This window comes from Mucilaginibacter sp. SG538B, from assembly GCF_013376065.1.
GTDB classification, from domain to species: domain Bacteria; phylum Bacteroidota; class Bacteroidia; order Sphingobacteriales; family Sphingobacteriaceae; genus Mucilaginibacter; species Mucilaginibacter rubeus.
In genome coordinates this window covers 313,812-336,572 of the sequence record NZ_JABMJI010000003.1, presented here as the reverse complement: position 1 = coordinate 336,572, position 22,761 = coordinate 313,812, and the positions used below count along the sequence as shown (strand labels likewise).

Annotated in this window: 10 protein-coding genes; 3 read left to right on the top strand and 7 right to left on the bottom strand. The window is 44.7% G+C overall.

Annotated elements, in window-relative coordinates; translation table 11 throughout:
* Positions 1 to 44: 44 nt before the first annotated feature.
* The 5 genes from FHW88_RS17475 to FHW88_RS17455 are packed head-to-tail and all read right to left on the bottom strand — an operon-like array spanning position 45 to position 8,286.
* Positions 45 to 2,144, bottom strand: a complete 2,100-nt coding sequence (locus tag FHW88_RS17475; RefSeq protein ID WP_176627240.1) for an alpha-L-arabinofuranosidase C-terminal domain-containing protein — start codon at positions 2,142 to 2,144, stop codon at positions 45 to 47.
* A 53-nt stretch (positions 2,145 to 2,197) separates the two neighbouring features.
* Positions 2,198 to 3,772: a glycoside hydrolase 43 family protein gene (locus FHW88_RS17470; protein WP_176627238.1), complete on the bottom strand. Its 1,575-nt coding sequence runs from the start codon at positions 3,770 to 3,772 to the stop codon at positions 2,198 to 2,200.
* A gap of 10 nt (positions 3,773 to 3,782) precedes the next feature.
* Positions 3,783 to 4,964 (bottom strand): endo-1,4-beta-xylanase, encoded by a 1,182-nt coding sequence (locus FHW88_RS17465; RefSeq protein WP_090526131.1) that lies wholly within the window; start codon positions 4,962 to 4,964, stop codon positions 3,783 to 3,785.
* A gap of 29 nt (positions 4,965 to 4,993) precedes the next feature.
* Positions 4,994 to 6,337, bottom strand: coding sequence for a family 43 glycosylhydrolase (locus FHW88_RS17460; RefSeq protein WP_090526130.1), 1,344 nt, complete (start codon positions 6,335 to 6,337; stop codon positions 4,994 to 4,996).
* Between the two features lie 38 nt (positions 6,338 to 6,375).
* The gene (locus FHW88_RS17455) at positions 6,376 to 8,286 is read right to left on the bottom strand and encodes an alpha/beta hydrolase-fold protein (protein ID WP_176627236.1); all 1,911 of its coding nucleotides are present in this window, start codon (positions 8,284 to 8,286) and stop codon (positions 6,376 to 6,378) included.
* 478 nt (positions 8,287 to 8,764) lie between these two features.
* Here FHW88_RS17455 and FHW88_RS17450 point away from each other — a divergent pair, with 478 nt between their 5' ends.
* Positions 8,765 to 11,317, top strand: coding sequence for a glycoside hydrolase family 9 protein (locus FHW88_RS17450; RefSeq protein ID WP_218117230.1), 2,553 nt, complete (start codon positions 8,765 to 8,767; stop codon positions 11,315 to 11,317).
* A 162-nt stretch (positions 11,318 to 11,479) separates the two neighbouring features.
* Here the strand turns inward: FHW88_RS17450 and FHW88_RS17445 are convergent, their stop codons facing one another.
* Positions 11,480 to 12,601, bottom strand: coding sequence for an alpha/beta hydrolase-fold protein (locus FHW88_RS17445; RefSeq protein ID WP_176627235.1), 1,122 nt, complete (start codon positions 12,599 to 12,601; stop codon positions 11,480 to 11,482).
* A 564-nt stretch (positions 12,602 to 13,165) separates the two neighbouring features.
* On the opposite strand from FHW88_RS17445, the gene FHW88_RS17440 reads away from it, so the two are divergent.
* Complete coding sequence (locus tag FHW88_RS17440; protein ID WP_176627233.1) at positions 13,166 to 17,350, top strand: hybrid sensor histidine kinase/response regulator transcription factor; 4,185 nt, start codon at positions 13,166 to 13,168, stop codon at positions 17,348 to 17,350.
* Positions 17,351 to 17,387: 37 nt separating this feature from the next.
* Here FHW88_RS17440 and FHW88_RS17435 read toward each other — a convergent pair whose 3' ends face one another.
* Positions 17,388 to 18,281: a sialate O-acetylesterase gene (locus tag FHW88_RS17435; protein ID WP_090526124.1), complete on the bottom strand. Its 894-nt coding sequence runs from the start codon at positions 18,279 to 18,281 to the stop codon at positions 17,388 to 17,390.
* A gap of 1,277 nt (positions 18,282 to 19,558) precedes the next feature.
* Here FHW88_RS17435 and FHW88_RS17430 point away from each other — a divergent pair.
* Positions 19,559 to 22,756, top strand: coding sequence for a SusC/RagA family TonB-linked outer membrane protein (locus FHW88_RS17430; protein ID WP_255485361.1), 3,198 nt, complete (start codon positions 19,559 to 19,561; stop codon positions 22,754 to 22,756).
* Positions 22,757 to 22,761 lie beyond the last annotated feature (5 nt).

The following is a 22,761-nucleotide window of genomic DNA, read 5'->3' as shown; positions in this document are numbered from 1 at the left end:
TTCGCATTTGATAATATATTTGAATTGAACTTCAGCTCAATGGCCTATTTACGCTTCGACAGCCTGATGACGTTGACAGAGTAAGGCTGAAAGGTGTGTTTGAATGACCGGCCAAGTCCCGTTATGGTCGACGTAACCGGGACGATTTTTGTTGGCTCATCAATGGTATTGGTATCTTCCGGCTTATCGCCCTTTAGTACTACCAGGGTGCCATTTGCAGCTACATCTCCGCCTTTCAGGTTGATGGTGATTTCCCGGGCCATATCATCGGTATTAACCACCTTCAGGTATACGTTTTTGGCATCCCGGGTACAAACAAAAAATAACGCCGGACGCTCGGCTTTAGGGCGCCGCGCGTTTGCCGGCCAATGGCTTATGCCGGCCGTGTCTTTAACTGCCGGTTTGCGTAGGGGGGCATTTTCTGCTGTTATTGGCACCACCTTAGTGCCAAGGTAGCTGCCGAACATTTTTTGTACGTAATAGGATGGCGATCCATAACTTTTAAGGGCAGTGTAACCAATCAGATCAGAATCCCATTGCCATGCTTTAGACTGGCCGTTGCCTGCCTGGTTTACGTTCACAAATAATGGTGCATAGCATGACCGCTCCACCAGGTCGCTGTTGCGTTCCATCCCGGTCATCCAGGCGGCATCTCCGAGGGCGGCATTCAGGTTAGTGGTAGGCGCGCCTTCGCGGGTGGCCCATTCGCCCACAAATATTTTAGGGCTGGTTGCACGGTTATAACTATCATACTTCGCTGCGTCTTCTTCCATCTGCCAGGCCGATTGGTAATAATGCTCGTCAACCATTTCGGGTTTAACGCTGGTCACCTTATCGGGCTTATAACTTTCAATGGTAGAGATACAGCGTAACTGGGGGTATTTGGCTTTTATAGCAGCCTGAAATTGTTTAAAGCGCCCATCATAGCTATGCGACCTGTCGAACCAGTCCTCATTGCCTATCTCTATATCTGTCAGTTTAAAGGGAGCGGGATGGCCGTCGGCAGCCCGTTTTGCACCCCAGTAAGTTTTGGTATCGCCAATACAATATTCAATTTCATCCAGCGCGTCTTTAACATATGGCTCCAATAAAGGCCCCGCATCTATGTGGTCACCACGTAATGAGTAACCGGCGAAAACTGCTAAAAGCGGTTCCATTTTTAAATCTTCACACCACTCTAAAAATTCCAGCAGGCCCATACCGTCGCTTGCCCGGTACCCCCAGCTGCCTGTATGGCCGGGGCGCTGTTCCAGCGGGCCTAAGGTTGTTTTCCATGGGAAGGCATCACCCAGGTACGGCCCCTCTAAAAAGTTGCCTCCCGGAAAGCGAAGAAAAGTAGGTTTCATATCGGCCATCATCTGCATTAAATCAATGCGATTGCCATTTGGCCTGTTTTTATACGTTGGGGGAAATAAGGAAACGAGGTTAAAATAGTAAGTGCCTGTCCGGGTAGATGAAATCACAAAACGCGCGTCGGCAGTAGGTTTGATATTTGCAGCGGTTGTGATGGTTAACTCATGCTTTTTCCAGTACATGCTTTTTTCGAGGTTGATTGTGCCCCTTGCGTAAGTTGTTTTGCCATCGGTGCTTTCCAAACTAATGTTGATGATACCGGGGCCATCTTCTGTAACAGCGGTTGCAGGCGGAGCAGCGTCGGGCCGGTTACCCCGCGGAAAATTGACAGTGCCGGTTTTGATATAAAATGAGCAGCGATAAGTAGCTGACGGTGTAACCGGAATACCCCAAAAGCCATTGTTGGCAATGCCCGCGCGGTTACCATTTGCCTGGCTAACCGTAAGCTTAAGGCAGGTTGTAAGTGCTGCATTAATAGCATTGCGCCCCTGATCAAAAGGCACATTGGCCGGATCGGCACCAATCAGTTGTATCGATGCCTTGCTATCGCCATCCTGAACAACGCTCCAGCCATCGGGCTGGTTTGGGTTATCCTTAAAAACCCGGTTACGGATCAGTTCGGCATATAAACCTCCGTCATACGAATGATTGATCTCCTCCGTCATGAGCCCGTAAAGCTTCGGACTTACGTTCACACCTTTGGTAAGATCCAGGTTGAGGCGGGTTTGCGCCTGTAAACCGCTGAATGCACTTAAACATAAAGCAGATAAGAATAGTAGCTTTTTTGTCATTGTTGGTATTCCTTAATTATTCTGAAATGGTGACAGGTTGATGCATCACTGTTTTATTGTGCATTGCTGATGTGGAAAAAATCAAAATCAACATAACCGCCCGATTGCCTGGTTGCATAGTTAAACAGGCCGAACCGATATCCCATAAAATGGGGGAGCGTATAAACCATTTGCAGCGGTGTGCCAATAGGCTCCCATTTGCGCCCGTCGAGACTATAAAAAAAGTAGGCTTTGTCTGTTCGCTTAGTAAAATCGCAGCTTGCTTTAAGATAAATAGTTGTTTGCTTTAGAGGTATGCTGGCCGCTTCAATAGCCGATCCGGATTGCGCGTTGATCATAATTACTTGTTTGGAGCCATGATCTGATTTTACACCAACGAAGCCATAGTTTCGTTGCAGTAAAACCAGCCCTGCAAAGTCTCCATCCTTCATGTTGGAAACATCAATTAAAGTTGTTCCCGAACATTCGGGGCCAATAGTGCGCTGCGTTAAGGTGTTACGTGCCGATAGTACTGTGCTGTCCAGCCGCCCGGTGGTCAATCTCAGGTAGCCGGCCCGCTTTTTTAACGACCATAACTGATCATCCGGATTGTGGTTCCATTGCCATACCAACGGCAGCACTGGCTCGCCGTTTTTACGGCTAAATTCATCCGGGGATACAATACCCGGGATCAGGCTTTTATTCGCGGGTAAATCCAGCGTATCTGGTGCTTTGTGATCAACACCCAATACAGGCCATCCATCTGTCCAGGTAACCGGTACCAGGTACGGCACCCGGCCAACGGCGCCAAAATCACGAAATAAATAGGCATACCAATCGCCTTTCGGGGTATTGATAAGCCCGCCCTGGGCCACGCCTTTATCCTGGAGCCCTACCTGGCCTTCATAAGGACCGGTCAACTTGTCGGCCCGGTGGATTAAAACGGTACGCATACCCCCTTTAGGCCAGCTGATATTGAAAAGGTAATATTTCCCCTTAATTTTGAATAGCTGCGAGCCTTCGGCAGGCAAACCAATATTGGGACCGGCAGCAGCGCTTGCATTCTCGATCAGGATTTGCGGTTTTTTATCAGGATTGACGCCAGACAGGTCATCATTCAGTTCGGCCAGCATGATCTTGCCGCTCCCATAGATCATATAAGCTTTGCCGTCATCATCAAAAAAAAGGGAGTGGTCATGTAATGCCGGTTTAAAGGACATTTCTTTCCATGGGCCTTTTTCAATGTTTTTTGTGCTGTAGATATAGGTTTTATTGGTAGTGCCCGAAAATGTGGAAACGTAAAAAGTACCGTTATGATAACGCAAGCTGCTTGCCCATGATCCTCTGCCATATGCGTTTGCTCCGTTTGCCAGGTTGAGGGCATCTCCACCATCAAGCGTATTATACGCGTAACTTACGATATGCCAGTTCACCAAATCTTTTGATTTCATGATTGGCAGCCCCGGATTAAGATGCATAGTGGTGCTGCTTGCATAATAAGTATCACCAACCCTGATCATCGATACATCCGGAACGTCTGCATATATAATGGGATTTTGTGCAGTCTGCGCGTTTAAAGGCATAACTGCCAGTCGCCATAAAAGGCAGGTAATTGCCAGTTTAAGAAATGCGATGTTTTTTGTTTTCATTCATTTTACGTTAAAAGTTAACCACTGCCCAATATGCCTTTTTACGCTGAAGTTTTTCATCAAACAACAGCGGGTAGGCTTTGATCACTTTGCGGCTTGTGCCCTCGGTCGCAGCTGCGCCTCCGGCAATACCGCCACCACGGAAATCAAGCCAGCTGTACCGGTCTGATACATTCCAAAAAGTAACCCCGGTTATTACTTTTTTGTATTTCCTGAAGATTTCAAAAATGGCCTTATACCTTTCGGCTTGTTGAGCGGCCATAGTTTCCGTATAAGCGGAATCCGTTAGCGTTTGATCGCCTGCTTTACGCGGTGGGCCTGTACGTACCGTAACATCCAGCTCCGTGATCTGCAGCTTTAATCCAAGTGCTGCATACTTATCCATAGCTTCAGTTATTTGTTGCAAACTGGGGTCAGTTAATTTCCAGTGGCCCTGCAAACCTACTCCGGTTACAGGCACCCCGGCGTCTTTAAGGTTCCTGAGCAATTTACAAATCTTATCCCGTTTGGATGGAACCTCACTGTTGTAATCGTTGTAAAAAAGCTGGGCATCTGGGTCGGCTTCATGGGCGTATTCAAACGCTTTGGCAATAAAATCCTCGCCGCATATCTGGTACCATAATGAGTTACGCAGATAGTTATCGGGTTTATCATCAATGGCTTCGTTAACTACGTCCCACGCGTATATTTTACCCTTAAAATGATTGACTACCGTGGTAATATGATCCTTAAGCCGTTTCAGTAACACATCTTTACTTACCTGTTTGCCCGTGCTGTCTTTAAACATCCACGCAGGTGCCTGCGCATGCCAAAGCAAATTATGGCCCCTGATTTTCATGTGGTGCTTTTGCGCGAATGCTACGATAGCATCGGCGTTTTTCCAGTTATATTCATTTTCGCGCGGATGAATGGGGCCCATTTTCATGTCGTTTTCCGGTGTTACGCTGTTAAACTCCTTTGCAATCAGTTCTGCTTCAGGTCCGCTAAGTGCAGCCGCGTTTACTGCAACACCGATAGGAAAATACTTTCGGTAATAATCTTTCAATCCCTTATCAGCCTTATGTGATGAGGTTGCAGCCCGGCCATAATCTGCGTTATGGTGTAGGGCCTGTCGGTTCGTAAAGGATGCCAGAGCGACAAATCCAGTTAGTAACAGCGGGAATTTTAATGTTGTAATCGTTTTAAATTTCATGTTGGATCAGTTGCAGGTGTAATTTTAATTTATTTGAAACTTATCCAGTCGATATTAACGCCGGTGCCGCTTTTTAATACTATTACCAGGTTGGCGGTTTTAGATGGGAGAGAAGAGAGGCGGGTTTGTATAACTTGCCAATCGTTCCCTTCGGCAATGTTTGCCGAAGCCAATATGCGTCCGTTGGGATCGCCAAGCCGCACTTCTATAGTTGCTTTACTTGCTGCATTTGCCAGGATCTGCAATTCTTTAAACTTTTTGCCTTCGAAGCCAACACGATTGTAACGGATCCAACTACCTGCATTCTTGAACGTAGTTTTCCAGCCGTCAAATCTTTTTGCGGTATCAAGAAAGGAGATTTTAACGGTACTGTCCTTATCGCTGTACCTGTCTATCTGTATTTTTTCTGAGGCTTTGGTGATCCCCACGCCACGCAGGGTTGGGATAACTTTTTTGATCGTTCCGTCGGCGTTAAAAAACAGGCTGTCGCACCTTATCGATCTGTTTTTGTCGAAATTCGGCGATAGGTCGTCGTTGTGGTAAAACAAGTACCATTGATTTTTAAACTGGATGATTGATTGGTGATTGGTCCAGCAGCCGGAAGCCGACTCATCCATAATCACGCCTGCAAATTTAAAAGGCCCCATCGGGTTGTTGCCGGTAGCATATTCCAGTCGCTCAATCTTATTGGCCACATGCGGGTAGGTGAGATAATAAATGCCATTGCGTTCGAACAGGTAAGGGCCTTCTTTCAGCCCTTTATCAGGCAGTTGGGCTAAAATTATTGGTTCTGAAGCAAGTTCCAGCATGTTTTCTTTAAGTTTTGCAGCATACAGGTTTCCCTGTGCCCAATACAAGTAGGCTTGTCCGTCTTTATCAATAAATACATTAGGATCGATGCCATGCACCTCTTTTATAGGTTCTGGCTGAGGGGTAAACGGTCCATAAGGTTTATCGGCCACGGCAACACCAATTGTAAAGCCGCGACCGTTTTCGCTGCCTTTCATGGTAGTAGGGAAGTACATATAATATTTGCCGTTGCGGAAAATGCAGTCGGGAGCCCACATGCTGTACGAAGCAGGGTCGGCCCAGGGCACTGTTGTTTGACTGATGATCATGCCGTGATCAGTCCAGTCGGTGAGGTTTGCTGATGAAAAAACGTGGTAATCTTCCATGCAAAACCAACCAGGGCGACCATGGCCGGGCGTTGCCTTAATATCATGCGATGGATAAACATATACCCTGTCGCCAAAAACGCGGGCTGAGGGATCGGCCGTAAACTGGTCCCTGATTAATGGATTTTGTGCCATGGATCGCCCGGCGAAGCCCAATACTGATCCGAATAGCAATAGCCAGAACTTAATATTTTTCATGAACAGAATGTGTTTGATCTGATTTTTTTGATCATTAATTATTTAAACAGGATGGGGGCAAATTGGTAAAGATCATTTCGCCAAACAGGCCAGGTATGACCTCCCGGATACTCGTAATAAGTATGTTTTATTTTCATCTCGTCCAGCTTGCCCAGCATATCCTGGCAGTTTTTATACGCGATATCCTCCTTGCCGCCCATCGCAATCCAAAATGCTTTTAGGTTGGTCTTGATTTTGGTAGTATTTTTCTTCATAAAATCATACTGTGCATCAGCGATGCTGTTTTGTGCAGGTAAAATCCATCCCGAGCTGAATACGCCAAGGTAACTGAATGTATCAGTATTGTAGATACCTGTATATAGGGTATTTAGTCCACCCATGGAAAGCCCGGCCAGGGCACGGCCCTGCGCGGTACGGTTAACCCGGTAGTTCTTTTCTATAAAGGGGATAATGCATTGTTTTATTTCGCTCGCGAAGGTTTTGAGACCGGCTTCACCAAAACCTCCGCCGAAATTGGCATCGGGCATTACCACTAACATGGGTTTCGCTTGCCCGGCCGCAATCAGGTTATCCATGATCATATTGGTTTTGCCCTGGGTTGCCCAGCCGGTTTCGTCCTCGCCGCCGCCATGTAATATATACAGCGCGGGGTATTTAAGCTGGCTTGCGTCATAACCAGGCGGAGTGTAAATGAACAGCCTTCGCCATGATTTGGTGACGGTTGAAAAATAGGTTTTGATGCGGATATCGCCATGCGGAACATTTTTAACAGCATAATAATCGCCGCGGTCAAAAGGTACTTCAATGCCGCTCGCCATGCGCCCCATGCCATAAAAAGTTTGACTGGAGGGATCGGTTGTAGCAACGCCATCTATAATCAACGAATAATAATGGAAGCCTTCGCCAATTGAATCTGTTGTAGCTGTCCAATAACCGACCGTGTCTTTTACCATGTCATATTTCTTGCCCAGGTCAACCTGAACTTTTTGAGCATCCGGCGCCTTGACACGGAAAAGCACCCGGTGGTCGGGTTGGATAAAAGGATATTTTGAGCCTCTGATATTGGTAGATGCAGGGCCGCCCGAGATCATCATGTTATATTTATCGATATCCACAGGTTTGAACAGGAACTGCGAGAACAGGTAAAGATCATTTTTCCAAACTTTAAAGTCGTGGATTCCCGGCTCGACATTGAAGATATGCAGTACATTTTTTTGCTCGAGGTAGTCATGTGTACGTTTACTGAACGACATTAACCCGTCGTGATCGCCGCAGGAGATCCAAAGCAGCTTAAGTTTGCTTTTGGCTGCATCGGGATCAGGTAACAGTTCTTCAGGTTTTTTGGTATTGGGTGCTGATGAAAAGCCTCCAACCCAGGCAAATTTATCCAGGTTGCCCAGCCCAAAATTAAGTGACTGACCACCGCCCATTGATAATCCGGCCAGTGCCCGGTGTTCGCGATCGGTATAAACTGGATATTTTTTTTGAATATAGGGGATCAGGTCATCCAGCAGGTCATGCTCAAAAGTTGCAAACGCGGCAACTTTATCCGGGGCCATTATATTGCCGGTGGCACGGTCGTCTTTCATGGCGCGGCCGTTGGGCAACACAACGATCATTGGTTCCAGTTTTTTATTGGCATACAAGTTATCTAATATCACCTGGGGCGTGCCCTGGTTAAGCCATTCAAATTCATCGCCGCCAATACCATGTAGCAGGTACAAAACAGGATATGTTTTTTTAGCGGTATACCCGGGTGGCAGGTAAACTACCGCGCGCCGTTTGGAATCAACTGTTTTTGAGTTGTAGGTAACGGTATCTAATTTTCCGTGTGCTATACCAGCGCGGTAAGTGTCGAAACCGGCCGGTGAATGTTTAAGAGCCGGCTGTGAAAGGGCCAGCAAGGCAGGCAAAATGCCGATGACGGTTAGGTAGGCTATCTTCTTCATAATTTTGTTGTCAGTTAATCCGCTAAACTGATTGCCTTTCGGATTAAAGACACTAAAGCGGATTAAATTGTGTTAGTTTTTGCTCGTTTGAGGAATACCCGAAAGTAGGGCAAGCACTTTGCCGCGGTTAACACAAATCATGATAATGATAGCACGAATGTTTAAGACCTGGAAAATGAACCGTCAACCCGGTTTGCGTAAATGAACAGGAAGCCGGAAAATACGCCCGCTATTCTTTTTTTGAATCGTTAATTGTATTGATAGCCAGTTTGTTTTGGATATCTGGAATGCTTGCGGCAGCGGTTGGTTGCGGCTGATTGTAACAATCATATAGCATTTTTTGGAACGAAGCCATGCAGATACATTCGTGGTATCAAAATATTGGATTGTGGTAGCAAACCATTTTCTGTACGGATACTTTCGTACGGTCCGTAATCGGTATTCCGATCATAAACTTCTTTAATAAATCTTATAAACCATGCAATTGAAAATTTACTTACCGAAGCCGGTCATGATGGTGATGGCATTAATTTTTTGCCTGTCATCCCTCCGGGGCACGGCTCAAAAACTAAAACTAAACAAGTTGGGTTATTTCGAAACGCCCGGCGTAAACGTCCTCGTATTTAGTAACCAGTATAACGGGATCTTTCAGGATGAGAAAACGGCGGGTGTCGAGCTGATACATCACGGCGTGCGTACAATTACAGGCGGCGCGGTACGGCTGCAGAACACACCCGAGCAATGGGACCTGGTGCCCACACTGGTTAACCGTAAGGTTGATAGCGTCAACCATCAAGTTGATGTAACTATGCGTTATGCTGACTATGATTTTGATTCCAGGATCACGGTTACGCCGAAAGGCAATGGCGTTGAATTGAATTTATACCTCGATAAGCCGGTACCGGAAAAGTTAGCAGGCAGGGCAGGTTTCAACCTGGAAATTATACCATCTGCTTACTTTGAGAAAACATTTTTGATTGATGGAAAACCGGGCGAGTTTCCGCTGTACCCGGCAGGTTTAACAAAGATGCTTCCTTCAAGCCAAAAAATCCCGCAGTTTGCCGGCCATAGTACATTTGATGATCGTGGCCGCAACGAATTTATCGAGCCCGCGCCATTGGCTACCGGTAAAACCCTGGTGATGGCGCCCGAAGATCCTGAGCGTACCATTAAGATTCAATCGTTTGATACCGACCTTAAGTTGTTTGACGGCCGAAGCCTTGCGCAAAACGGATGGTTTATCGTCCGCAGTTTATTGCCGGCAGGAAAAACGGGCAAAGTATTAACCTGGTATATTGAGCCAAATGCCGTACCTGGTTGGAAGCGTGCGCCCGTAATTGAGTTTTCGCAGGTAGGTTACCGCCCGGAGCAGCAAAAGACCGCAGTAATAGAACTGGATAAAAATGACACGCCATTACAAACTGCCACACTTTTTGAGGTAACTCCCGATGGGAAATACGTTGAGCGGCTTAAAGCAGCCGTACAGCACTGGGGCCAATTTACCCGTTACAATTATTTGAAGTTCGACTTCAGCAGTGTTAAAAAGGCAGGTTTATATGTTATAGCCTACGGCGACCAAAAAACCAATGCATTCCCCATCAATGCAAATGCTTATGAAAATATAGGGCATCCCACAATGGATGTTTGGTTTCCGGTTCAGATGGATCACATGATGGTTAACGAGGCCTACCGAGTATGGCACGGCGCGCCTTTCCTTGATGATGCCTTGCAGGCACCTCCCAACCACCAGCATTTTGATACGTACCAGATGGGGCCAACTACTGATACCAAATATAAACCGCTTGAACGCATCCCCGGGCTTAATGTTGGCGGCTGGTTTGATGCCGGCGATTTTGATGTTGAAACGCCATCGCACTGCAGCGTTGTGCTGAGTTTTGTTGAAGCCTGGGAGAATTTCAAGATCAACCGCGATGAAACCTATGTGGATTACCCGACCCGGTACGTAGATATACACCGCCCAGACGGTAAGCCTGATCTTTTACAGCAAATTGAACACGGTACGCTTAACCTGGTGGCACAGGTCGTGAATATTGGCCACCCGGCGCGCGGAATCATAGTGCCTAATTTGCACCAGTACCATCACCTCGGGGACGCCGTTAACGAAACAGATAACCTGCCTTATAACGCCTCGCTGAAGCCCTACCAAACCGACGGTAAATCAAGTGGTACCATGGATGACCGGTGGGCGTTCACTACAAGGAATATAGCATTGGATTACCAGGCTACCGCCGCCCTTGCCGCTGCCAGCAGGGCGTTAAAAGGGTACAATGATACGCTCTCTGCTAAAAGTTTGCAAAGTGCATTGAAACTCTGGCACGAAGACGACAGCCTGAAAATGCACATGGACTCGGCTGCCCGGGCACGTAACAGGTTCCTTGCCGGTAACGAAATGCTTGCCGCTCTTCAATTGTATATCACAACCAAAGATCAGCAGTATGCAGATCATTTCAAAAAGCTGATTATGCCGATGCTTGATCGCTTTCCCGGCTTTGGCATGATAAGCGCGTTGCACGCTTACCCTTATATGGATAAAGATTATCAGGATAAAATAGCAGCCTATATGCAAAAGTACAAAGCTTCATGCGATGAGTACGATAAACAAAATCCCTATGGTGTGCCTGTTACTCCGGGCGGCTGGGGCGGTAGCGGGCAGGTGATCAATTACGCCATTACCAACTATTACGCCAATAAGTATTTCCCTAATATAATCGGTCCGGAATATGTTTACAAAGGGTTGAATTATATCTTTGGATGTCATCCTTATTCCAACCTTTCGTTTGTATCGGCGGTAGGTGTACGTTCAAAAAAAGTAACCTACGGTAATAACCGGGCCGACTTCAGGTTTATTGCCGGCGGCGTAGTGCCCGGTATTCTGCTGCTTAAACCCGATTTTCCGGAAAACAAGGAAGACTGGCCGTTTTTCTGGGGGGAGAATGAAGTAACAATAGCAGGCTGTGCGCAGTACATTGTTTTGTCAGGAGCTGCTAATCAGTTAGGTCAGCATAATTAACAAGTTAAAGGAGCATTATTTCAAATTAAACAATCACTCCCCGATTTCGAATAGAAGGGATCGGGGAGGTGGATTTAGGTTAACCCGTTTATACCAAGAAGCCCTGCCGGTAAAATGCCGGCAGGGCTTCTTGGTATATAACCACGTGAATGTAATTGGTATTTACTCTTTAAATAACAAAGGCGCAAGTTCGTAAAGACTACGGCGCCAGGTCAGGAACTCATGTGCGGTGTTTTCAGAGATGTAAGATACCGCGTCATATCCCGCACCTTTTAAAGCAACCACGGCATTTTTAACGCCATCAGGCCTTTCCTTGCTGCCGCAGCTTATGAATATCAGTTTAGGTTTGGTTTTGTCTTTTAGCTCATCCGGCGAATAAGTTCCGCCGCTAAGCAGGGCATAATAGGCAAAAAGCTCGGGTTTGTTTAGTGTTATCATATGCGTTTCCATACCGCCCATTGACAATCCCCCCATTGCACGGTGAGCCCTGTCTGCACGTGTGCGGAAGCTTGCATCAACGTAGGGGATAAGCTCGTCAGTTAAAACTGTTTGAAAGTGATCAATCTTAAAACTTTTAAATGCGCCAGGGCCGGGCTTCACGTCGTTGGTCATGCCGTAAGTCATTACAATAATGAATGGCTGTATTTTACCGGTTGCAATTAAGTTATCCATAATCAGGTTGGCATGGCCCTGGTTGCTCCACGCGGTTTCATCTTCGCCCCAGCCATGCTGCAGATATAGTACCGGATATTTTTTTGATTTATCCTTTTCGTACCCTGGTGGCGTGTAAACAAAAGCCCTGCGCTGGATATTGGTGCTTTTTGAAGGAAAAAGGATCTGCTGCACATTGCCATGCGGAACATCTTTAAGCGCATAAAAATCCTGGTCGTGCGCGGGGATCTCAATGCCGCTTTCCCAACGTGTTGATCCATAAAAATTTAATGTGCCCGGATCGTTAAATACCCCGCCATCGATGGTTAAGTGGTAGTAATGAAATCCTTCATCCATCGGTCCTTCTGTAGTTCCGGTCCAGAACCCGTCAGCTCCTTTTGTGAGCTTAGTGCCCCCGCGCCCGCCAAGGCCAAGGCTAACTTTTATACTGTCCGACTGTGGGGCTTTAATACGAAAGCGCGCGTAGCCTTGCGAGTTTACCTGGGGGTACTCTTGTCCCGGCTGGTTAAAAGTTGATGGTTTGAAATCTTCGGCAATTGAAGCTGTTTGTGCCATGCAGAGACTGGAGGCACATGTAACGGCCAACAAGGCAAGTAAACATTTTGGTTTCATAATAGAATATTGAGGTTTATAAATTGTGGCTAATAGTAAAGTGCCGGGACTGTTTTGATCCGGTGAAATACACGGAATACGATAAATGATTAAATTGTGATTAATTGTTATTGTTACACATATTAAGTAGTTGTTTTGTTTTGACTTTAACCGGAGCCAGTTTTCATTATTTATGAAAAGTTGATCCGGGATGAAATATTTAAAAATAATTTATAATGGCTATCCTGTTGTTTTGAGCGGCTTTTTCTTATTATAAAAGTATTTTTATATTAAAAACAAGGCACGCAGTTTTTAGCATAATTTTACAACATTTGTCGATACCATGTGGAGCGATATCATTGCCGCAAATTCGTCGATATGTACTTTTGTACAATAATTACCGGTTCAATTGAACAAGTGTGTTATTTCTTTGAACAAATGTTTGCCTGTTTCATCATCATAAAATGTAGATTTGGATAATGATGTTTTGTTCGAAGACGTCAATCACACCAATTTTAAAACCATAGTTCATCAACAATTTTTTCCTGCGGGTTATCCGCTCCGGAAAAAAGTAACCTGTTTGTTATGATGCATTCTGTACCCGATTTGTGTATTCGCAAAAAGATCAATACAGTGCTGGCAGGCACTGTGCGCGTTATACTCACCTTAGTCGTTTTGGCCAACCTCAGTTTCCTGGCAAATGCTCAAAAGCCTAACCTGAAATTTACCGCATTAACCACCAGGCAAGGGTTAATGGGTAACGCCGTAAATGCCATCGTAAAAGATAATAACGGGATGATGTGGGTTGGCACCTCCGAAAGCCTGAACAGGTATGACGGAAGGAAGTTTAAAGTTTATACATTGGGTGCCAAAAGGCAGGTAGAGCCAGGTTCCTACGAAATAAGCAGTATCAGCATGGACCGTGCCGGTACGCTATGGGTAGGCACTATCGGTTTTGGTTTGTATTATTACGATAAGGCGGCGGATGATTTCAAAAGCTTTAGTTCGCCCTTAAAAGGGCAGCGTTTAAGCCAGGGTGTTATTACCGCCGTTTGTGCAAACGATAAAAATGAGATCTGGGTGGGAACGGTAAACGGCCTTGATGTGATCAGCCCCGATCGTAAATATATCAGCCATTTTGAAACCGGGACAGGCAAACCAGGGCAGATACCTGTTAAAAGCATGGGCTGTATTTTTGAGGATAGTTACAGCAGGATATGGATTTGTACCAATTTAGGTTTGTATTTATATGATGATACGCATAAAGGTTTTAAAGCCTTCCGTCATCAAAAAAACGATACCCGTAGTTTACCCTCGGATGTTGTAATGACAGTTTCGCAGGATAAAACGGGCAATTTGTGGGTAGGTACAGCTAATGGCTTAAGCCGCCTGGATAAGGATGGTGAACACTTTGTTAATTACTGTTATAATGATAAGGATGAGACGTCGCTATGTGGTGACATTGTTTACAGCATTGCCGCTGATGATAAAGACCACATCTGGGTTGGTACCGAAGGCGGTTTGAATGTTATGGATATCCACACCGGGAAATCCATCCGTTACCGCCATGACCCGCGCGATCCGTACAGCCTTAACAGTAAATCCATCCGCAGCATTTATATCGATCCTAAAGGCATTTATTGGGTGGGTACCTATATGGGCGGCATCAATAAATACGACAAAAACCTCACATTGTTTAATTATGTGCAACCCACTGAGTTAGACCCTTACGGTTTACGCGCGCCAATCGTATCATCTTTCGCGCAAAAAAATGACAATGAGCTATACGTGGGGACAGACGGCGGCGGCCTTAGCATTTTCAACAACAAAACCAACCGTTTCACTCATATCGCTATTCAGCCGAAGGAAAAAATAAATTCGGCAGGCCTGCCTGTTCTGGCTATGTTATTGGATCATAAAAAACAACTTTGGATAGGAACATTCGGCCACGGACTTTTTAAACTCAATACCGCAAACAATGGCTATACACAATTCACCAGCGGTACCGGAAAGTTAAATATCAGTCAAAATAACATTTTCTGCTTCAAGGAAGACCGGTTGGGTAATGTATGGATAGGTACTAATGGCGCGGGTATCGATATTTTTGACGCGAAGGCTGATAGCTTCCGCCGGTTTAAACCCGCCTTAGTGTCCGTAAAAGGTTATAAAATGCCATCGAATGGCTATATCAGGGCTTTTGAAGAGGATAATGACGGCAATATGTGGATCGGGTCGTATGGTACGGGCATCGCTATTTATAACCCGGCTACCAAAGTGTTCGAGACACTTAATCCAATCAATACAGGTTTGCCTATAGCAGAGGTGTTGTCTTTAAAACGCGATACTAACGGCAATATGTGGATAGGTACCAACGGCGATGGCCTTTTCTTTTATGATCATCGGCTTAAAAAAATAACCCCGTTTAAATACAATAGCCAGTTGCCGAACGGTGTAATTTGTAAAATTTTGCAGGATAAAACCAATAATATTTGGTTCAGTACAAACCAGGGTATCGGGAGAATTGATCCTGCTGATCAGAAACTTTATGTTTATTGTAACGATAACGGGCTTCAAAACAATGTTTTTTTAAACGGGTCGGGTATTATTGCCGCAGATGGCACGCTTTACTTTGGCGGCGTCGACGGCTTCAATTATTTTAAAGGATCAGATGTAAGGCTTAATAAAAATCTGCCCCCGGTTGTATTAACTACGCTTAGTATAGATAATAAACGTATTTCGCCCAATCGTGATAACCCCTTGCCTGTTAATATCAGTGAGGCAAAAGAGATCACCATAAAGTATAAACAAGACATCTCCATAAACTTTGTGGCGCTTAATTATACCCTTCCACAGCAAAATCGATATTCGTACATTTTAGAGGGATTTAGCAATACCTGGAAAAATGCAGGAACATCAACAACGGCCAGTTATACCAACCTTGATCCGGGAGAATACACGTTCCGGGTACGGGCATCCAATAATGATGGTAAATGGAATGATACCGGTACATCGTTGAAAATTATAGTGAAGCCGCCTTTTTGGATGACTATATATGCTTATGTGCTTTATGTTTTGCTGGCCTTTGGCGTGTTGTTGCTCATCCGCAGGCAGGGTGTTAAAAAGCTTAAAAAGAAATTGCACGATGAGCAGGAACGTAAAGCAGCCGAAGCCCGTCATGAACTGGATGAGATGAAAATTAAGTTTTTAACCAACCTGAGCCATGAATTCCGGACACCGATATCTTTGATAATGGCGCCTGTTGATAAGCTTTTGGAGCAGCCTAACAGCGGGCCTGTTACCGAACAATTAGGTGTTATTAAAAGAAACTCGCGCAGGTTGCTTAACCTGGTTAACCAACTGCTCGATTTTAGGAAACTTGAAGAGAATGAGCTTAAGTTGAATTTGGTTGAGGGAGAGTTTATTTCTTTTGTTCGCGAAGTAGCAGATTCGTTTTATGACCTGGCCAATAGAAAAAAAATTGTTACGGTATTTAAAACTGCCGGGGAAAGGTTATTTGTAAAATTTGATCATGATAAGGTTGAGCGAATATTATTTAACTTGCTATCCAACGCATTTAAATTTACGATGCCTGGCGGGCAAATTACTGTTGAAGTTACCGCCCCTGTTATATCAGAAGACGGCAATTCATACCGCTTGGGTATTTCGGTTGCGGATACAGGTACCGGTATAGCAACCGAGCAGGTTAAGCATGTTTTTGACAGGTTTTATCAGGCAGATGCCCAGCCTGCCATACTTAATCAGGGAAGCGGGATAGGCTTATCGATAACACGCGAGCTTGTGCAGTTGCATGGCGGCGAGATTGGTGTGAAAAGTGAATTAGGCAAAGGCTCAATTTTCTCCTTATCAATTTCATTGCCTGTAATTAATCTATCGGAGACAGCAATGCATGAGCAAAATACGCCTGAGGCTGCCCCAGTCGTTATCGACGATGACAGGGACAATAAACCGAAGACGGCGATTGCCACAGGTGTTAACCGGCTCCATGTTCTGGTCATTGAAGACAATGATGAAATGAGGCAATACTTGTCAGAAAGCCTGGCTGCAACTTACAAAGTTTCGGAGGCGGCTAATGGCCGTGAAGGGTGGCATAAAGCACTTGCCGTACATCCCGACCTGATAGTTAGTGATATCAGTATGCCATATATGGATGGGATCCAGCTAAGTTGTAAACTTAGGGCCGATAAAAGGACCAGCCATATTCCCATTATATTATTAACGGCAATGGCCAGCCAAAAAGAGCAACTTGCAGGGCTGGAATTGGGCGTGAACGATTACCTGACCAAACCTTTCAACTTCGATATCCTGAATATCAAAATTAAAAACCTGCTTCATCTAAATAAGTCGCTTAAAGAAACCTATCAGAAAAAAATAAAAGTTATCCCGGCAGACATGGATATCGAATCCTCGTCAGAACGGTTCATTAAAGATGTGGTGATGTATATTGAGAAAAACATCAACAACCCTAAATTTTCCGTCGAGGAGATCAGCCATCATTTTAGTATGAGCAGGGGATCATTCTATAGCAAGATCACCGAACTAACCGGCGAGCCACCTGTGGAGTTTATCCGCTCCATAAAACTGGACAAAGCAGCCATACTGCTCGAAAAAACCGATTTGACCATTGCAGAGATAGCATACTCCATCGGTTTTTCGACGCCTCATTATTTTACCAAATCATTCAAGGCAAAATATAATGTTCTGCCATCCGAGTACCGGGTGAAGAAAATAGATGTCAAAAGTGTGGCTTAAGAAAGTTTTCATTTTATCGGATAGAAAAATATCGATGTTACCTGCCGGCATTCCCTGTTGTTTGAACTTGTATAGGATAGGTGGTGGCTGATGCTTTGTAACCCAACAGATTGAGCATTTGTAATCCATATCGGGTGCCTAAAACTCGATAACCCTCAGCGGTGAAGTGCAGCTTATCTGATGCGGCCGGGCAGCCGCTTGAATTGATCACATATGCGTTGGAGATAACTTCAGGAAGCTTATCAATTATGTGGTTCATAGCAGCGCACTTGCCGCCCTGGTCTTCATTAACAAGCTCGCCAGCCAGCAAGGGAACTTTTTTGGACTTCAGGTGAAGATCTTTTAATAGCATATCATAAATGCCTTTCACTTTCAGTGTCCAAAGCGTATCATTTGGGTTAGATTCGCCCTGGTGCAGCAAGATGCCTTTAATTACACCGGATTTTTGTGCCAGTTTAGCCATCTCGACCAAATGGCCATAGGGATTGCCGCCATATTCGTTGATCATATTCACCATCCAGGAAGGGGCGGTGGCTGCATAGTCCTTATAACTGTCTTTTTGGAACAATTCAATTTTACAACCAGCTACCGATACGTTCACAATACCAACTGTTACATCGCTGGGCAGGGTTGCTATCAGGGTGCGGCCAAAGTAGTCGGCAGGGGTGAGGCCGGTATTGCAGCGTGCTAATGGTGGTACGGCGGTGTACCAGTTGCCCTTTGCCCGTTTAAGGTTAGAGCAGTCAACAGTTTCCAGTACTTGTAAACGCGGATCAACTACGGTATCCTGTGGCTGTATGCGTGCGTTACCTTCCATATTTGATTGGCCGAAGCACAAAAAAATATAAAACTTTTTGTTTTGGGCTGATGCATTACCAACAAATAACAAGACGATTGCCAACAGGGTAAGAGAAAAGATCCTTAGATTCATTTGATGTTCTTTTAGGTTTCGCGGCAGTCAAAATTGCCGGCCGGCTTGCTGATAAAAATAGGCCAACCTATAATCATACTATTACAACAATTGTTGAAAGTGCTATAACAATTGTTTAGGGCATTTTGCAATAGTCTACAAAGAACAGCAATAAGTTAGGAATGGGGGAGCGATTGTGCGTTTAGTAAACCAATGTGTTAACCTTTTCAACATGTGTGTCATTTAAAGTTTACCATCCTTAATACATTTGATTGCTTGAGGTGTACTAATCCTGGACTACATAACCTTAACAAAGTTTACTGATATGATCAATAATTATTTGTAGCATTTGCGTTAACGCGCAAATACTTTATCACATACTTACAAGATATAATACCTCACCTTTATTACTTTTCTTTTTTTAAAATTGGTTGTAAGGACAGCGCGAGGCTGTCCTTATTTGTTTCCTGTAAGCAGGTATGCTAAAAATATTTATTATTTCTATAGCTATAAATCAATAAGATTTATTGTTTTAACAATACCTAAATACCGTGTTTCGGGCAAGTTTCGCAATCGATTGTTGTTGGCGGTATTTTTGCCTTCAAATTAACAAACCAGTGCCAGTTTCTGGTAAAGAAAATCACCAGTGTTCAACTCGTTTTGATTTTTGTTTTGTATTTAAATAGCTTAAAATCAATTATTTGTAATTTTTATCGATCTCAAAAATCTACATTGAGGCACGTCATATATCATGCGGGAAAACTGTTTTAACATGGAAAGAAAACCTTGTTGTAGGGAACTTGCTTAAACAAATGTTGTAAGATTAAGATAAATACTGCGCTACCTACTAAACCGCGAAAGATAATTTTACCCCTGTTATTACAATCTGCTTTTAGCCGGCTGTAACAATAAGTACTGTTGGCATTACAACGTACAGATTACCAATTATAAACATGTTGACCAATAATGGAGCATTCGTGGCATTTGTCGTTTGCTGTCCGGTTCGGCGTGGGATACTGTTTGAAATTGAAAACTAATAACACCTACATATCAATTATCAATCAATTAACTAACAAGAAAAATTATGGAAAGACAAAAAAGAGATTTTCAGATCCTGGATAAGTACGGAACAGCTAACGGATAGGTTTCGTCGTTCATTTAAATCCGGTAGTTACCATTAGGTAAGGCCAGGATAATTTTAGGCATTTACAGCTTAAACGATATCGGTAAATGTTGCCCCGAGAGCAAATCACGTCAACGTTTCCTTAATCGAATCGAAAATTTTAAACCTTAATAACATGAAGTATTCTTTACAAAAAATTTATAATAACAAATGGCGTTACGCTACGCTCATCTTAACCGGATGCGCGCTCGCAATGCCATCGGTGTCAATTGCACATAATCGTGGTTCAGCAGGTTCATTGAATGGCATTACCATTAACAAAAATGGCGCTTTGAAAATGAAGCCTGCATTCAACGTTTCGGGCAAAGTTACTGATGACGATAACCAACCCCTGCCCGGCGTAGCGGTTTCCATAAAAGGCACAACACAAGGCGTAACTACTGATGCCGGCGGTAACTTCAAAATAGCAGTGCCCGGAAATTCAGCCGTGCTCGTTTTCAAATTAATTGGTTTTGCACAGCAAGAGATAACGGTTACCAGCGCTGCCGAGCTAAAGGTGCAAATGAAAAAAGATACCAAGAACCTGGAAGAGGTTGTTGTGGTTGGTTACGGATCGCAAAAACGTGCTAAGGTAACGGGAGCGGTTTCATCGGTTAGCGGCAAAACTCTTGCCTCTCTGCCTGTGGGTGGCATTGAAGCTTTGCAAGGCCGTATAGCTGGTCTTACTGTTACCAATAACGGCGGTCCGGGAACCGGGGCTATTATTTCATTGCGTGGTATTAGCTCTGTGAATTTCGGATCTGATCCTTTATACATCGTTGATGGATATCCGGGCAGCCTCACAGGCGTTGATATTAAGGATATTCAAAGTATCGACGTGTTGAAGGATGCGAGTGCTGCGGCGATCTATGGTTCCAGGGGTACAAATGGTGTTATTATTATAACCACTAAAAAGGGGAGCAACAATAGCCGCACAGAGGTAACTATCGACTCATACTATGGCATACAAAATGTAATCAAAAAGTATGACCTGCTTAATACCCAGCAATACTTGCAATATGAGCGCGCTCTTAACGGTTCAGCCACTCCTGTTATAGCCATACCGCCGCGCCTGCTGCCAGAAAACTTTAACAAACCAATTTATGCGGGTAGTTCCCAAACCTTTGCTCAAACAAATACCAACTGGCAGGACGCGTATTTCAGGAGTAATGCTCCTATCCAGCAGCACAATGTGGCATTGAGCGGTGGCAACGCGGTGACCCGCTTTTATACTTCGGCAAATTACTTCGATCAGCAGGGTATCGCCCAGGGCTTGAGTGCCTACCACAAGGCAATTCGGGTTAACGCCGATCATACGATCAGTAAAATCCTGTCGTTTGGCGAAACATTCAATGCCATCATCAATCATCAGCGTTACGGCGTAGATGCGGGTAACCGGTCTGCCATAACAAATGTGGTGAGGATGCAGCCATATCTGCCAATCTACAATCCAAATAACGCCGGCGGGTTTATGGGGCCACAAAATAGTTTCGATGGCTCGGACCCGACCAATCCGATTGAGGCAGCCAAACTGATTGATAATACCAATCACGGTTATACTATCCACGGTAATGCTTACGCTACGCTGAAGTTTACTTCATGGCTTAACTTTAAATCAATTTATGGTATTGATTATGGCAGCAACATGAATAATACTTACACGCCTATTTATAATGACGGTGGTACCTCTCAATCGCCAACCGCGGTTATTAATTACACCAGGGGCACCAGCACCACGCAACTGTACTCGCAGCAGCTTACTTTCGATAAAACGTTCGGCAACAAGCACCATGTTAATGCCGTTTTAGTTTACGAGGCCCAAAGCTCACGCGGCGACAATCAGGTTTCTTCGGGTAACCAAAATACCAATACGGTAAGGACACTAAATGGCGCGACTAATCTTTTCACTAATTATACCTACGGCACCAATCTCCTCGTTTCAGAAGTAGCCCGTTTGGGTTATGATTTTGAAGGCAAATATCTGATATCAGGCTCTATACGTCGCGACGGTTTATCTGTATTTGCGCCGGGGCATAAACATGAAAGTTTCCCTGCCGCGTCATTAGGCTGGAAGGTAGACCAGGAAGATTTCATGAAGTCGCTCAAGTCGGTTTCGTCATTAAAGCTGAGGGCCGGTTATGGTGTAACAGGTATCAATGGCACCGTATTGGGCAATTATCCTTATTTGCAACCGATATCATCTAACATAGCTACCTATCCGTTCAACGGTTCACTGGCCGATCTTGGAAATGCTTCGTTTTACAGTGGTTTAAGTAACCTCAATTTGTCATGGGAAACAACTAAACAAACCAACATTGGTTTAGATCTGGGCTTGTTCCAGGATGTCTTTACATTATCTGCCGAGGTTTATACCAGGAAAACCGATAATCTTCTATTAACAGTACCTACCTCGCCCAGCCTCGGTTTTAACGGTACCGGGACCTTAGCTAACGTGGGTTCAATGCGTAACCGCGGTTTTGAAGTTAGTTTAGGTTATCATAAAACACACGGCGAATTTAAATATGATATTACCGGAAATTTTTCCCTCAACAGAAACAAGGTTTTAACGCTTAGTACCGCCAATGCTTCCATTACCGCCGGCGGCGACGCGGATTATGGCGGTGGTGATCCTATAACCAAAACAGCAGTTGGGCAGCCGGTTCAATCATTCTTTGGCTATATTGCAGATGGGATATTCCAAAACGCCGGTGAAGTTGCTAATTCAGCAAAGCAAACGAATGCCGCTCCCGGCGATATCAAGTTCAGGGATATAAACCACGATGGTGTTATCACTGATGCTGACCGCACTTTTATTGGTAGCTATCTGCCAAAATTCACCTACTCGTTAAACTACAGCGCTTCCTATAAAAATTTCGACGCGATAGTGTTTTTCCAGGGCGTTTATGGCAACAAGATATTTAATGGCGAAAGGATTATCCTCGAAGGCATGCCAAGGCTTTTCAATGCCGGTACCAATGTGTTAAAGGCATGGACACCTACAAATACCAACACAAATATCCCGCGCGCCATTTCAGGTGATCCGAACGGCAACAAAAGGCCTTCAACCAGGTGGATTGAAAGCGGCTCATACCTGCGGGTTAAAAATATGCAGATAGGCTATAATTTCCCAACCTCATGGTTAAAGTCAAAAACAGACAACGCGTTGAACAGGCTCAGGATTTACGTGGCATCAACCAATCTTTTAACATTTACTAAATATAAAGGTCTTGATCCCGAAATCGGCTCTCGTAATGGTACCCTTACCAACGGTATTGATTACGGCCAGTATCCGCAGCCAAGAACAGTTCAGCTAGGTTTACAGGCGACCTTTTAATGATT

What these genes read in the sequence shown, in the direction of transcription:
- FHW88_RS17475 (WP_176627240.1), bottom strand. Translation starts at nt 2,144, where the DNA reads ATGACAAAAAAGCTACTATTCTTATCTGCTTTATGTTTAAGTGCATTC.
- FHW88_RS17470 (WP_176627238.1), bottom strand. Translation starts at nt 3,772, where the DNA reads ATGAAAACAAAAAACATCGCATTTCTTAAACTGGCAATTACCTGCCTT.
- FHW88_RS17465 (WP_090526131.1), bottom strand. Translation starts at nt 4,964, where the DNA reads ATGAAATTTAAAACGATTACAACATTAAAATTCCCGCTGTTACTAACT.
- FHW88_RS17460 (WP_090526130.1), bottom strand. Translation starts at nt 6,337, where the DNA reads ATGAAAAATATTAAGTTCTGGCTATTGCTATTCGGATCAGTATTGGGC.
- FHW88_RS17455 (WP_176627236.1), bottom strand. Translation starts at nt 8,286, where the DNA reads ATGAAGAAGATAGCCTACCTAACCGTCATCGGCATTTTGCCTGCCTTG.
- FHW88_RS17450 (WP_218117230.1), top strand. Translation starts at nt 8,765, where the DNA reads ATGCAATTGAAAATTTACTTACCGAAGCCGGTCATGATGGTGATGGCA.
- FHW88_RS17445 (WP_176627235.1), bottom strand. Translation starts at nt 12,601, where the DNA reads ATGAAACCAAAATGTTTACTTGCCTTGTTGGCCGTTACATGTGCCTCC.
- FHW88_RS17440 (WP_176627233.1), top strand. Translation starts at nt 13,166, where the DNA reads ATGATGCATTCTGTACCCGATTTGTGTATTCGCAAAAAGATCAATACA.
- FHW88_RS17435 (WP_090526124.1), bottom strand. Translation starts at nt 18,281, where the DNA reads ATGAATCTAAGGATCTTTTCTCTTACCCTGTTGGCAATCGTCTTGTTA.
- FHW88_RS17430 (WP_255485361.1), top strand. Translation starts at nt 19,559, where the DNA reads ATGAAGTATTCTTTACAAAAAATTTATAATAACAAATGGCGTTACGCT.